This window comes from Vaginella massiliensis, from assembly GCF_900089075.1.
Classification (GTDB): domain Bacteria; phylum Bacteroidota; class Bacteroidia; order Flavobacteriales; family Weeksellaceae; genus Weeksella; species Weeksella massiliensis_A.
This window is the reverse complement of record NZ_LT593746.1, coordinates 350,884-365,361: the sequence shown is the minus strand read 5'-3', so window position 1 is coordinate 365,361 and position 14,478 is coordinate 350,884. Positions and strand designations below refer to the sequence as shown.

Genomic DNA, 14,478 nt, shown 5'->3' with positions numbered 1-14,478 from the left:
GTTTATTCTTGTTTTAAATGGCTTATCGAGACGTTTTGCATCACTTCCAAATCGAAGCTTCGACAAGCGGTTAATAAATGATCAAAAATATCGGACGCTATTCTTTCGTACTCCAAATTATCGGTAGCCAAAGCAAAACAGTTGATCTCAAGCGGCATTCCGTGCATGGTTACTGGAAGTTGCTTCACGATGATTGGATCTCGCTGTGAGATGTGTTGATTTTCGCGCAAATAATTTTCGACATAAATCCTAAAAACACCAATATTGGTCAATTGTCTGCCGTTGATGTCGATTTCCGAGCTTGGAATATTTTTGTTGTAAGCTAATAGTTGTTGACGCTTTTCGCTGATATAGTCTTGGATTAAATAATAATGATGGAAGCGATCCAACATTTCTTCTGAACAAAATTTAAAAGAATTCACGTTGAAAGCAATGGAACGTTGAATTTTTCTCGTCCCAGAAAGCAACATGGGTTCGTGATTGGTCACCTGCGACATGATGAGGTCAGAAGTTGGTACAGTCACGACAGATTTGTCGAATCGCTCTATTTTTACCAAATTGATGTTGATTTCCCTCACAATACCATCTATCTTTCCTTTTTCTATCGAAACCCAATCGCCTTCTTTTACCGATTTTGAATATGAAATTTGCAAACCCGAAGCAAAGCCCAATATCGCATCGCGAAAGATCAAAATCACGGCTGCCGTCAAGGCTCCGAGTATAGCAATGATGGTGCTGGTGTCTACCGTAAAGAGAATCATTATCCCAGAAATGATGGCAAAAAACGTAACGAACATCTTGGTCAATTGCCCAAAAGTACGAATCCCGACATTGGTGTAACTGTTTTCTTCTCTATACAAATCGGTGATGGTGTTGATGATTCGGTAGATGATTTGGGTCAAAAGTACTACAAACCCGAGTTTGATGATTTTTTCGTTTAGCAGGTAAAACGATCGATTGGCTTTGAACAAAATGATATTGAGGTTGAAAGCCAAGCTCAACGGAATGATATAAAGACTATACTCAATCACCCGATGCTTTACCAAAAAATTCAGAAAATTGGATTCTATTGCAATGCTAAGTTTTCTGAGAATAGGAACTACAATCAATTTCAACAAATACCCGATAATCACGATTACAACCGTCAATAATGCAATCTCCAAGACGTTGAAAAATCCCTTAGAAAGATCAAAAGCAAGATGTTTAGTTGCAAGGGAGTGCATCGCATCGCTAAATTCTTGATAAAATGATTTTTCTTGCAACAAATACTTCATATATTCGTGTTTATCAAATAGAAATTATTCTCTAGACAAAGTTACACGGATAATCATAAATTAAAAATACAAAAAAACATGGACGACTCGATTATCAATATCATTAGCGGTCTATTGCTCGTTTTGGGTTTGGTAGGAACCGTTTTGCCTGTTCTGCCTGGCGCACCACTCGCATTGGCGGGTTTGTTTATCTTCAAATATTCTGGCGATTGTGGCTATGGCTGGGGATTGATTATCGTTGCAGGAATTTTTGTAGCCATAGGGGCGCTGCTCGACTATTTGTTGCCGATCTACATGACCAAAAAATGGGGCGGCTCTAAATATGGTGTTTGGGGATCGGTTTTAGGACTTTTTGTCGGCTTGTTTTTTCCTCCGTTTGGCTTTTTGTTGGGACCATTGTTGGGTGCTTTCGTCGGCGAATTGTTGCATAACACTCAAGATCACAAAAGGGCGATGAGTGCTGCATTAGGCTCGTTTGTAGGATTCTTATTGACCACAGGTTACGATATTATCCTCACCTTAATATTCCTAGCAATCTTCATCGTCGACGTAATGGATTGGTATTCTTTCAGATAATTTTAAATCAACATTATAGGATGTTTCTATTTTTTTTGTAAATTTGCAACGTATTGAATGAATCTAATAGAGGAGGGCTTTATTACAGCTCTCTTTTTCGTTGTATATGGACGTAGCAAGAGTAAAACAATTAATAGACGAAGCGATAGCAGAGAATCCCGCTTTGTTCTTGGTCGATTGGTCGATATCGGCAGACAACAAGATCGTTGTTTTGGTAGATGGCGACGAAGGTTTGCCAATAGAAGAGGTTGTGCGAATTAGCCGACACGTAGAACACAATCTAGATCGCGAAACAGAAGATTTTGCATTAGAAGTTTCTTCACCAGGTTTGTCGAAACCATTGACAACACCAAGGCAATATCGCAAAAATATCGGCCGTACAATCGAGATTACCTTGACCAATGATAAGGTGATCGAAGGCGAGATAGTGAGTGCAGACGAGGAGGCGGTAGAAGTCTTTTGGGAAGCCCGTGAACCAAAGCCAATAGGCAAAGGGAAAATTACAGTAGAATATGAAGAATTAATCAATTATACCGACGTCAAAAAAGCGGTAATAAAAGTCATTTTTTAAAAATATTTAGAATGGACAATTTGGCATTAATCGAATCTTTCGTAGATTTCAAAGAAGATAAAAACATAGACCGTATCACCCTGATGGCAATCATAGAAGAAGCCTTGAAGGTTGTTTTACGTAAAAAATATGGATCGGATGATAATTTCGATATTATTGTCAACCCAGATAAAGGAGATTTAGAGATTTGGCACAACCGAATTGTGGTAGAAGATGGATTCTCTGAAGACGACAGTGCCGAAATCGAACTATCAGAAGCACGCAAAATAGAACCAGATTTCGAGATTGGCGAAGAAGTGTCAGAACTTATACCAATTCAGAATTTGGGTCGTCGTGCAATCCTTACCTTACGCCAAACCTTGGTCGCAAAAGTGATGGAACACGACAATGCGAATCTCTACGACAAGTTCAAAGATTTAGAAGGCGAAATCGTCACTGGAGAAGTGCACCACATTCGCAACAAACACGTCATCATCATGGATGACGAGCAAAACGAAATGATTTTACCCAAAGAAAATCAAATACCATCTGATTTCTTCAGAAAAGGTGAAACCGTGCGTGCCGTTGTAGACGACGTGAAACTGCGAGGAGCCAAACCTCAGATTATGTTGTCGCGTACATCACCAAAATTCTTAGAAAAACTATTCGAATTAGAAATTCCAGAGATTTTCGACGGATTGATTACCATCAAAAAAGTAGTTCGAATCCCAGGAGAAAAAGCAAAAGTAGCCGTAGAATCTTACGACGATCGTATCGACCCTGTTGGCGCATGCGTTGGGATGAAAGGCTCTCGAATCCATTCCATAGTACGCGAGTTACGCAACGAAAATATCGACGTTATCAATTACACCACAAACCTCAATTTATTCATCGCTCGAGCATTGAGTCCGGCTGCAATTTCGAAAATCGAAATAGACGAAGAGCATCAAAAAGCCTTGGTTTATGTAAAACCAGAAGAAGTATCGAAAGCGATTGGAAAAGGAGGACACAATGTAAAATTAGCATCGAAATTGTTGGATATGGAAATCGATATTTTCAGAGAAGGCGTTCAGGATGAGGATGTTGAGCTTGCAGAGTTCTCAGACGAAATCGACGAATGGGTAATCGACGCCTTCAAATCGATCGGTTTAGACACTGCAAAAGCCGTTTTAGAACAAGATGTAGACGATTTGGTAAAGCGTACAGACCTCGAAGAAGAAACGGTGCTTCACGTGATCCAAATTCTCAAAGAAGAATTCGAAGATTAATATAATTAACAAAGCAATTAAATAAAGATTCGTACATTTGCAAACGAAAAAAACAGACAGCTTCAATATGCGGGAAACAATAAGATTAAGTAAAGTATTAAGAGAATTAAACATTTCAATTGATCGTGCCGTTGATTTTTTAAGTGAAAAAGGGGTCGATGTCGAAAAAAATCCCAATACAAAACTTGAAATGTCAGCCTACGATATCTTAGTGAATGAATTCCGCTCAGATGCCAAGCAAAAAGCAGCATCCGATGAAGTTGTATTGAACAAACTTGCCGATAAAAAAGCGGCAGAAAAAAAAGCAGCTGAAAAAGCCGAACAACAACGAGTAGAAAAAATCGAAACCACAAAAGTAGAACTTTCTGGTCCGAAAGAGGTAGGTAAAATAGACCTCGATACGTTGAAGCCAGTTGCTCAAAAAGAAGAAAAAAAACAACCAGCAAAAGCAGAAGAACCAGTCGCTAAAGAAGAACCTAAAGAAGAAGTTGTTGGACCGAAAATCATCAAAACAATCGACTTAGAACAGTTCGAAAAACCAGTCAGACCAGCTCAACCAAAAGAAAAAGAAGCGGAAAAAGAAAAATCGAAAGTAGAAAATGTAGAAAAACCAGTTGAGAAGAGAATCGAAACACCACAACCTGAAACAAAAAAGGTTGAAGAACCGAAAGCCGAAAATAAGGCTGAAGTTGCTGAAGAAGGTGTAGAAGATGGTCAAAAAATCGAAACGGTTTATACCAAATTAGACGGTCCGAATTTTACTGGTCAGAAAATAGACCTTTCACAATTCGATCGCGACAAGCGTAGGTCAGATGACAAAAAAACTGCACCTGGTGAGAACAGACAAAAACGCAAACGCATTCGCAAAGGGGTAAGACCCGAGGATGTAAAAACAGATGGTGCAAACAATACCACAGGTCAAGGAAATCAAAACAGACCAAACCAACAAGGTGGTAATCGCAACACCGGTGCAGGAGGTCGTAAACAAGGAGGACAAAACAGAAACCAAAATAGCAAAGGTAGATTCGATCCTCGTTCGAGAACCGCGCCACAAGTCGAGTTGAGCGATGAAGAAGTTAAAAAACAAATCAAGGATACCCTTGACAAGCTCACAGGAAAAAGCAAAGGGTCTAAAGCTGCAAAACACAGAAGAGATAAACGTAAAGAACGTCGTGAAATGGCCGAGCTCGAAGAAGAAGCAATGGCAAAAGACAAAACTTTACAAGTGACAGAATTTGTTACCGTAAACGAATTGGCATCGCTTATGGATGTAGCGGTAACAGAAGTAATCTCTGCCTGTATGTCGCTAGGAATCATGGTGACCATGAACCAACGCCTAGAGGCAGATACCATTTTGTTGGTAGCAGATGATTTCGGATATGATGTAAAATTTGCTTCGGCTGAGGAAGAAATTTCAACCGAAGAAGAAATAATCGACAACCCAGAAGATTTGGTAGAACGTGCCCCAATCGTAACCGTAATGGGACACGTAGACCACGGTAAAACGTCTTTGTTAGACTACATACGCAATGCCAATGTAATTGCAGGTGAGTCTGGTGGAATTACACAGCATATTGGTGCTTATAATGTAAAATTGGCCAACGGTAAACGCGTAACATTCTTAGACACCCCCGGACACGAAGCATTTACGGCGATGCGTGCTCGTGGTGCTCAGGTTACCGATATTGTAATCATCGTGATTGCAGCCGATGACCAAGTGATGCCACAAACCAAAGAAGCCATCTCACACGCTCAGGCAGCAGGTGTACCCATCGTGTTTGCCATCAACAAAGTCGATAAGCCAACAGCCAACCCAGAGAAAGTAAAAGAGCAATTGGCACAAATGAATTTACTAGTAGAAGATTGGGGAGGAACTTATCAATCGCAAGAAATCTCAGCCAAAAAAGGGATGGGCGTTGATGATTTGCTAGAAAAAGTTTTGTTGGAAGCCGAGATTTTAGAACTAAAAGCCAACCCGAAACGTCTGGCAAATGGTACAGTTGTAGAAGCTTCTTTAGACAAAGGTAGAGGATACGTTACCACTATTTTGGTTCAAAACGGAACATTGAAAGTTGGGGATTACCTCTTAGCGGGATCCAACCACGGTAAAGTGCGTGCAATGCTCGACGAACGCGGCAAAAACGTACAACAAGCAGGTCCATCTACACCGGTTACCATACTCGGATTAGACGGTGCGCCTACGGCGGGTGATAAATTCAAAGTTTACGAAGACGAACGCGAAGCGAAACAAATTGCATCGAGACGTGAGCAATTGCAACGCGAACAAAATATCCGTACACAAAAACGAGTAACATTAGGAGATCTCGGACGCCGTATCGCTTTAGGAGGATTCCAACAATTGAATGTGATTCTAAAAGGGGACGTTGACGGATCTGTAGAAGCTTTGACCGACTCGTTGCAAAAACTATCAACCGAAGAAATCGAGGTTAACATCATCTTGAAAGGTGTGGGACAAATCACCGAATCAGATATCATGTTGGCAAGTGCTTCTGATGCAATCGTGCTCGGATTTAACGTTCGTCCGAACGGAACTGCGCGCGATATCGCAGAGCGAGAAGAAATCGAAATTCGTACCTATTCTATCATCTATGACGCCATCAACGATGTGAAAGAAGCGATGGAAGGAATGCTCTCTCCTGAACTTAAAGAACAAATCACAGGTAATATCGAAATTCGTGAAACCTTCAAAGTTTCTAAAGTCGGAACAATTGCAGGATGTATGGTCTTAGACGGTAAAGTTACCAGAAACTCCAGAATACGCGTTATCCGTGAAGGTGTCGTGATTCACGATGGCGAATTGGCATCTCTGAAACGTTTCAAAGACGATGTAAAAGAAGTAACCAAAGGATACGAATGTGGTTTGAATATCAAAAACTTCAACGATATCAAAGTGGGTGATATCATCGAGGCTTATGAAACGGTAGAAGTAAAAAAGAAATTGAAATAATTTTTTAATTCGATAAGCAAAGGATTTCCAAAAGAAGTCCTTTTTTTTGTTCAAAAAAATAACTTTAGCCCAGTTTTTGAATTACAATAGTATCTAAAATCAAGAAAATGAAAACAATTAAGTATAATATCGGCGGTTTGTTGTTGGGCTCGTTATTCGTTTTGGCTTCTTGTGGCTCATCACAACCCAACTCAGAGCTAGAATCATCGACTCAACATGATGTTTCGATGTATCCGGAAGCGAAATCGGGACAAAAACGAGTGGTCATCACAGTGCCAGAAAAGAAAAATGAAAGCGATTACAAAATAGAACTTCTCGCAGGTAAAAACACCAAAGTAGATTGTAATCGCCAAGGTTTGATTGGAGAATTAAACGAATTGAATTTAGAGGGTTGGGGATATCATTATTACGAATTCAAAACTAATGGGGAGGTCTTTTCGACCATGATGGGATGCCCAGAAAATCAACCACTCAAAGATCAATTTATTTTTGCACCATCGCTAATGGTATCCTACAACAGCAAATTGCCTTACGTGGTTTACCTACCCAAAGACTATGAACTGAAATATAAAATTTGGTCTGTCTCTGAAACGAAAACTGCAAAGTAAAAAATTAAATCCGTTGAAAAACTCAACGGATTTAATTTTTTTTCTGACTTATATAGCTTCTGCTACAACAAAGGTACTGCCGCCAATGTAGATCAAATCATCTGGAAACGCGGCAGATTTTGCTGCGTCAATAGCCTCGGTGACGCTGTTGTAATATCTTGCGTCGAGGTTTTTCGGGATGATTTTTTTCAACTCGTTTATTTCGAATTTTCGTGGCACATCGGGTTGGGTAAAATAATATAGCGCCTCTTTTGGAAAGAAACTCAAACTTTCCAGCACATCTTTATCATTCACAAAACCCAAAACCAAGTGCAATCTGCTGTAATTTGTTTGGCTTAGCTGTTCGGCAATAAGCTTCAAACCGTGCGGATTATGCGCCGTGTCGGCAACAATGGTCGGGTTTTCTTTTTGCAAAATATCCCATCTTCCCCTCAGTTTCGTGTTTTTTACCACGTTCTTCAATCCTTTTTCCACCGCATTTTGGTCAATCGAATAGACCAAATTTTTCAACTCTTTGATGGCATTCAATACGGTTTGAATATTTTTTTGCTGATAAATTCCTTTCAAATCAGAGGCTAATTTTGGTTGCTGATGCTCTTCTGCGAAAATGATTTTTGCGTTTCTTGCTTCCGCATGTTGTTCGAAAATCTTCCGAGTTTCTGGCGTTGCTTCACCAATCACCACCGGCGTATTGGCTTTGATAATTCCGGCTTTTTCACCCGCAATTTCGCTCAAAGTATTGCCGAGAAATTGGGTATGGTCCAATCCAATATTTGTAATCACCGACAAGTCGGGAGAAATGATGTTGGTAGAATCTAATCGTCCGCCCAATCCCGTCTCGATCACCGCTACGTCTACCTCTTGCTCTGCAAAGTAGGCAAAAGCCATGGCAATCGCAATCTCGAAAAATGAGGCGTGTTGATCTATAATTTTTTGATGGTGTTTTGCCACAAATTCGATTACAAAATCTTTGCTGCACAGCTCGCCGTTTACCCGAATTCGCTCTCTGAAATCTTTGAGATGTGGCGAAGTCGTGAGCCCAACTTTGTAACCAGCTTCTTGTAAAACAGATGCCAACATATGCGAGGTACTGCCTTTACCGTTGGTGCCCGCCACGTGAATTGTTCTGAATTTTTTGTGCGGATTTCCCAAATAGGCGGTCAAAGCCTCGATATTCGTTAGATCTTTCTTGAAAGCCGATTTCCCAACTTTCTGAAACATGGGTAAATTAGAAAATAACCAATCGATGGTTTCGGTATAATTAAGCGAATTCATATAAAGCTCAGTAATCTAGACGAGTAGTGGATAAAAAAATTATTAAAAACCTCAATTTTGAGTTTCAAACCGACTGAAAAGAAAATGTTTGTCATCAAGGTTGAAGCTTTTTAAGTTGAACAAATATACTAAACTCTTCAGAAAAAGTATCCAAAAAACCTATTACATCGCCCAATTTGAATTCTTTTGAATATCAAACAAAGTTTCAGCGTCAAAGATAAACGATTCCGCTCGAATGGTCGAATTTTGCTCCTGTTACACTCGCTAGGCAGTTGGTTTTATTTTGCAAACGTCGCCAACCCAAAAAAGCAAAAATCAACGCCTCTTTGTAATCGATAAGTTGATTATCGGGAATGATGATTTTGGTAGAAAAAATCTCGCTGAATAATTGCATCAAAAACGTATTTTTGGCACCTCCACCTGTAACCAATATATTGTCTATGGTATATTGTTTTGTTGTTTTATGTGTTTGATAAACAACATGTTGTGTGTAGGTGTGCAGCTGGTCTTCTACCGGGATTTTATAACTTTCGATCAGTGGCAAATACAGTTGCTCAACAGATTCGTATCCTAAAGATTTCGGCTGGTCGAGTTGGTAATATTCAAGCTCGTTGAGGCGGTCGAACAATTCCTTGTTCAATACACCTTTTGATGCAATTTTTCCATCGCAATCAAACGCATATCCCAACTGATTGGCAAGGTGATTGAGAATCAAATTTACGGGACAGATATCAAACGCAATTCTTTTCCCTCCACGGTTCATCGATATATTCGAGAATCCACCCAAATTCAGACAGGCGTCATAGCGTTCGAAAAGCAATTCATCGCCAATTGGCACGAGCGGCGCGCCTTGTCCGCCCAACACCACATCTTGCGTTCTGAAATCGCAAACAACAGGAACATTCAATTTTGAACGGATTGCTGCACCATGCCCAATTTGCAAGGTAAAAATACGATTCGGTTGATGAAAAATCGTATGCCCATGAGAAGCTACGAAATTCAACTTTTCGATTGAATGTAATGCAATAAATCGGGCAACTTCTCTGCCCAAAAAATAGCCGTATTCTACATCCAAAGCTAGAAGATCTTCAGATTTCCAATGATAAGCCGACCTGAGTTTATACTTCCATTTTTCGGGATATTCGATTGTTAGGGCAGAAATAATCTCAAAATCTTGCTCAGAATCGAATCGAACATAACAAATATCCAGTCCGTCAAGCGACGTTCCCGACATCAAACCAATGCAATGTATAGGTGAATTCATTTCTTAAAGTTAGAAAAATCTTTTACTTTCGACTTCATTTAATATCGAAGTTAAAATAATTTATCGCTACGATTTTATTATCTTTGGTTCCATATAAAAACTAACAACAAAATGGCTCACGATGTAATTTTCGATTTAATCGAAGACGAAAAAGAAAGACAACTCAATGGAATTGAATTGATTGCTTCTGAAAATTTTGTTTCAGACAATGTGATGAAAGCAATGGGTTCTGTTTTGACCAATAAATATGCAGAAGGTTATCCTGGTAAACGTTATTATGGAGGCTGCGAAGTAGTCGATCAGGTAGAGCAGATTGCCATCGATCGTATCAAAGCTTTGTTCAACGCCGAGTATGCAAATGTTCAACCGCATTCGGGTTCGCAAGCCAATGCAGCGGTGTTTTTAGCTTGTCTCCAACCTGGTGACAAAATCTTAGGATTCGATCTTTCGCATGGTGGACACCTCACGCATGGTTCACCTGTAAATTTTTCTGGAATCAATTACCAAACCTCATTTTATGGGGTAGATCAGGCAACAGGTCGTATCGATTATGATGCCATGTTGCAAAAAGCAAGAGAAGAAAAACCAAAATTGATTATCTGTGGTGCTTCGGCATATTCTCGTGATATTGATTATGCGAAATTTAGAGAAGCTGCAGACGAGGTCGGAGCAATTTTATTAGCCGATATTTCACATCCTGCTGGGCTGATTGCTCGTGGAATTTTGAATGACCCCATGCCGCATTGCCATATCGTGACTACCACAACGCACAAAACCTTGCGAGGACCTCGCGGAGGAGTAATTTTGATGGGCAAAGATTTCGAAAATCCTTGGGGACATACAACACCAAAAGGAGAAGTGAAAATGATGTCTCAAATCTTGAATGCTGCCGTTTTTCCAGGTACTCAAGGTGGACCGTTAGAACACGTGATTGCGGCAAAAGCAGTGGCTTTTGAAGAAGCAATGTCTGATGCGTATATGGATTATATAGTACAAGTGGTGAAAAATGCAAACGCTTTGGCAAATGCTTTGGTGGCGAAAGACTACCAAATCATCTCTGGCGGAACAGATAATCACTGTATGTTGATCGATCTTCGCAACAAAGGAATTACAGGAAAAGCTGCTGAAAACGCCTTGGTAAAAGCGGAAATTACGTGTAACAAAAACATGGTACCTTTCGACGACAAATCTCCGTTTGTGACCTCTGGTATTCGTTTGGGAACAGCTGCAGTTACAACTCGCGGACTCAAAGAAGCCGATATGCAAACAGTAGCCGATTTCATCGATGAGGTTTTGATGAATATCGATAACGAAGAAAAATTAGAAGAAATTGCCGATAAAGTGAACGATTTTATGAGTGATCGTCCATTGTTTCAAATGTAATTTTCATGGAATAGTCAAACCTCAGTTTAGTACTGAGGTTTTTTTATAAGTTACGATGAGGTTGTGCACAATTTGCGTGGAGATCGTTGCATCAATTTTTAAAGCATTCGATTTCACCTAAAAAATATCATAAAACCGTTCAAAATCATGCAATTTCAGCGATAAAATTTTATATTTGTGTGCATTTTAGCAAAATTATTCAAGGATAAAAAATCAAAATAGAATGTCTAAATCAAAAATCATTTACACGCTTACAGATGAAGCACCTATGCTGGCAACGTATTCATTTTTACCTATTGTAAAAGCGTTTACTTCTGCCGCAAATGTTGAGGTCGAAACAAGAGATATCTCTTTGGCAGGTAGGATATTAGCGAATTTTCCAGAGTTTCTAAAAGAAGATCAAAAAATAGGAGATGCTTTGGCAGAGCTAGGCGCTTTGGCAAAAACACCAGAGGCGAACATCATTAAATTACCAAACATCTCGGCTTCTGTTCCGCAATTAGACGAAGCCATTGCAGAGCTTCAATCACAAGGGTATGCAGTGCCAAACTATCCTGCTGAGCCAAAAAATGATGAAGAAAAAGAAATAAAAGCACGTTACTCTAAAGTTTTGGGTTCTGCCGTGAATCCTGTTTTACGCGAAGGAAACTCAGACCGTCGTGCCCCAAAAGCTGTAAAAAATTACGCAAAAGCAAACCCGCATAAGATGGGAGCTTGGTCTGCCGATAGTAAAACCAAAGTTGCACACATGCAAAAAGGCGACTTCTACGGTACAGAAACATCGACTACAGTAAATGATGCCACAACATACACCATCAAATTCTATGGTGAAGACGGAACGGTAAAAGAATTGAAAGCAGCTGCACCATTGCAAGCAGGAGAAGTGATTGATTCTTCGGTGATGAATTTAAACGCACTGAAAGCCTTTGTAGAAGAAGCAATTCAAGATGCTAAAAATAATAATGTATTGCTATCGGCTCACCTGAAAGCCACGATGATGAAAGTATCTGACCCCGTGATTTTTGGTGCAGTGGTCGAAACATTCTTCAAAGAGGTATTTACAAAATTCGCTGACGTTTTCGCTGAATTGGATGTGAATCCGAACAATGGTTTGGCAGATTTGTACGAAAAAATCAAAGGGCATCCACAAGAGAGCGATATCAAAGCAGCTATCGATGAGGCATGGACAAATGGACCACGAGTAGCAATGGTAAATTCTGACAAAGGAATTACGAACTTCCATGTACCATCAGACGTAATCGTTGATGCCTCTATGGCAGCGTTGATCCGTAACGGAGGTAAAATGTGGGATAAAGATGGTGCAGAAGAAGATACCATCGCCATTATCCCAGATCGTTCTTATGCTGGTTTTTATGAAGCAGTAGTAGACGATATGAAAGCAAACGGAACCTTGGATCCAACCACAATGGGATCGGTACCCAACGTAGGATTGATGGCTCAAAAAGCTGAAGAATACGGCTCGCACGATAAAACTTTCCAAGCTCCTGCAAACGGAACAATCAAAGTAGAAGATGCAAATGGAAATGTTTTGTTGGAACAAAAAGTAGAAACTTCTGATATTTTCAGAATGTGTCAAACCAAAGACGAACCAATTCAGGATTGGGTAAAATTGGCAGTTAACAGAGCTCGTCTATCAGACACCCCAGCAATTTTCTGGTTAGATAAAGCAAGAGCACACGACCAACAAATCATCAAAAAAGTAGAAAAATATTTACAAGACCACGATACAACAGGTTTGGATATTCGTATAATGGATGTGAAAGATGCCATGAAAGAAACCTTGAAACGTGCTCGCGAAGGAAAAGATACCATCTCGGTTTCTGGTAATGTTTTACGTGATTATCTGACCGATTTATTCCCGATTTTAGAATTAGGAACATCGGCTAAAATGTTGTCTATCGTTCCGTTGATGAACGGCGGAGGGTTGTTCGAAACTGGAGCCGGAGGTTCTGCACCAAAACACATCGAACAGTTCATCGAAGAAGGCTACTTGCGTTGGGATTCTTTGGGCGAATTCTTGGCATTGCAAGCATCTTTGGAGCATTTGGCACAATCACAAAACAACCCAAGAGCACAAACATTGGCAGATGCTTTGGATGAAGCCAACGCAAAATTCTTGGCAACAGACAAATCGCCTGGACGAAAATTGGGAACGATAGACAATCGGGGATCTCATTTCTATTTGGCGATGTATTGGGCAGAAGCCTTAGCCAATCAATCGACCGATTCAGAATTGGCAGCGAAATTCGCACCAGTTGCAAAAGCAATGCAAGAACAAGAAGCAAAAATCAACGAAGAATTGATTGGTGCACAAAACAAACCGCAAGATATTGCCGGATATTATCATCCGAGCGCAGAAAAAACTTCTGCCGCTATGCGTCCGTCTGCAACTTTGAACGGAATTATCGATGCGATTTAATTTTTAATAAATTTAGATTTAAATCAAAACGAAACCGTCTCACAACTGAGGCGGTTTTTTTATATAAATAATGGATTGATTATTAGGTGATTAATAAAGAATTCACTATATTTAACTACTTAATTTTCAGCGAAATGACCTATAGTATTAAAGAATATAACCCATCTGGGAGAAAATGATCAAACAATTAGAGGATATGTGGCAATACGCGCAGTGCGTTGCTGATGAAGAAGACCAAGATCACGCGCCACCGGAGTTCAACAAACTTGATCCCGAAAAAATCCAACAAGCTGCAGATAAAATCAACCGGATACTCAAAAACAAGTCTGACGATCAAAAGAAAAAAGCCAAGTCCCGTTGCATTCAAAAGAACTTTGCCCCGAACTTAAAGAAATACCAAGAACAAGAAGCTATACTTAAAGAACGAAATTCCTACAGTAAAACAGACCCCGATGGTTGTCCGCTCATAAGCCAGTGCTTCAAGGGGAAAAACAACAGGACAGTAGAAAGGAACCATAAATTAGAATACCACAAACAAAAAGCAAGAGAACTTCTCACCTCCCAAATAGGCGAAATCAGACGAAAACAAAGAACTGCTGATGTCGAACCTACATTTGCCCAACTCAAACACAACCGAAACTTCAAAAGATTTACCCTAAAAGGAATTGTAAAAGTGGAAATAGAGTTCGGATTGCATGCTTTAGCTCATAATCTGAAAAAGATGAGTGCGTAAACAAGAATAATAACTCATCTTTTTCTAAATTATTAAATAGCGTTGGTTTTTGACCTCAATTTTTTAATCATAAAAAAACCGTCCCGATTTTATAAACGAGACGGCTTTTTTTATTCCAGAATCTCTTGTTCAACTCCGA

General features: G+C 39.8%; 11 protein-coding genes. 8 read left to right on the top strand and 3 right to left on the bottom strand.

What is annotated here, in order from left to right; genetic code table 11:
• Nucleotides 1-2: 2 nt before the first annotated feature.
• Complete coding sequence (locus tag BN8061_RS02890; protein WP_068596329.1) at nt 3-1,274, bottom strand: mechanosensitive ion channel family protein; 1,272 nt, start codon at nt 1,272-1,274, stop codon at nt 3-5.
• A gap of 78 nt (nt 1,275-1,352) precedes the next feature.
• Between BN8061_RS02890 and BN8061_RS02885 the strand changes: the two genes are divergently transcribed.
• The 5 genes from BN8061_RS02885 to eco all read left to right on the top strand — a co-directional run bounded on the left by BN8061_RS02885 (nt 1,353) and on the right by eco (nt 7,244).
• Nucleotides 1,353-1,850 carry a DUF456 domain-containing protein gene (locus tag BN8061_RS02885; RefSeq protein WP_068596328.1) on the top strand — a complete coding sequence of 166 codons (498 nt, stop codon included), beginning with the start codon at nt 1,353-1,355 and terminating at the stop codon, nt 1,848-1,850.
• A 106-nt stretch (nt 1,851-1,956) separates the two neighbouring features.
• A complete protein-coding gene (gene rimP, locus BN8061_RS02880) occupies nt 1,957-2,421 on the top strand; it encodes a ribosome assembly cofactor RimP (RefSeq protein WP_068596327.1) in 465 nt (154 codons plus the stop codon).
• An 11-nt stretch (nt 2,422-2,432) separates the two neighbouring features.
• A complete protein-coding gene (gene nusA / locus BN8061_RS02875; protein ID WP_068596326.1) occupies nt 2,433-3,668 on the top strand; it encodes a transcription termination factor NusA in 1,236 nt (411 codons plus the stop codon).
• 67 nt (nt 3,669-3,735) lie between these two features.
• Nucleotides 3,736-6,636, top strand: coding sequence for a translation initiation factor IF-2 (gene infB / locus BN8061_RS02870; protein ID WP_068596325.1), 2,901 nt, complete (start codon nt 3,736-3,738; stop codon nt 6,634-6,636).
• A gap of 107 nt (nt 6,637-6,743) precedes the next feature.
• Nucleotides 6,744-7,244: a serine protease inhibitor ecotin gene (gene eco, locus BN8061_RS02865; protein ID WP_068596323.1), complete on the top strand. Its 501-nt coding sequence runs from the start codon at nt 6,744-6,746 to the stop codon at nt 7,242-7,244.
• Between the two features lie 48 nt (nt 7,245-7,292).
• Here the strand turns inward: eco and BN8061_RS02860 are convergent, their stop codons facing one another.
• Nucleotides 7,293-8,519: a bifunctional folylpolyglutamate synthase/dihydrofolate synthase gene (locus BN8061_RS02860; protein WP_068596321.1), complete on the bottom strand. Its 1,227-nt coding sequence runs from the start codon at nt 8,517-8,519 to the stop codon at nt 7,293-7,295.
• Between the two features lie 211 nt (nt 8,520-8,730).
• The gene (locus BN8061_RS02855) at nt 8,731-9,783 is read right to left on the bottom strand and encodes an anhydro-N-acetylmuramic acid kinase (protein ID WP_068596319.1); all 1,053 of its coding nucleotides are present in this window, start codon (nt 9,781-9,783) and stop codon (nt 8,731-8,733) included.
• A 111-nt stretch (nt 9,784-9,894) separates the two neighbouring features.
• Between BN8061_RS02855 and glyA the strand changes: the two genes are divergently transcribed.
• From glyA to BN8061_RS02840, 3 genes are all read left to right on the top strand, one after another.
• Complete coding sequence (gene glyA, locus BN8061_RS02850; RefSeq protein ID WP_068596317.1) at nt 9,895-11,166, top strand: serine hydroxymethyltransferase; 1,272 nt, start codon at nt 9,895-9,897, stop codon at nt 11,164-11,166.
• Nucleotides 11,167-11,389: 223 nt separating this feature from the next.
• Nucleotides 11,390-13,606, top strand: a complete 2,217-nt coding sequence (locus BN8061_RS02845; protein WP_068596315.1) for an NADP-dependent isocitrate dehydrogenase — start codon at nt 11,390-11,392, stop codon at nt 13,604-13,606.
• Nucleotides 13,607-13,781: 175 nt separating this feature from the next.
• Nucleotides 13,782-14,339 (top strand): transposase, encoded by a 558-nt coding sequence (locus BN8061_RS02840; RefSeq protein WP_068596313.1) that lies wholly within the window; start codon nt 13,782-13,784, stop codon nt 14,337-14,339.
• Nucleotides 14,340-14,478: the final 139 nt, after the last annotated feature.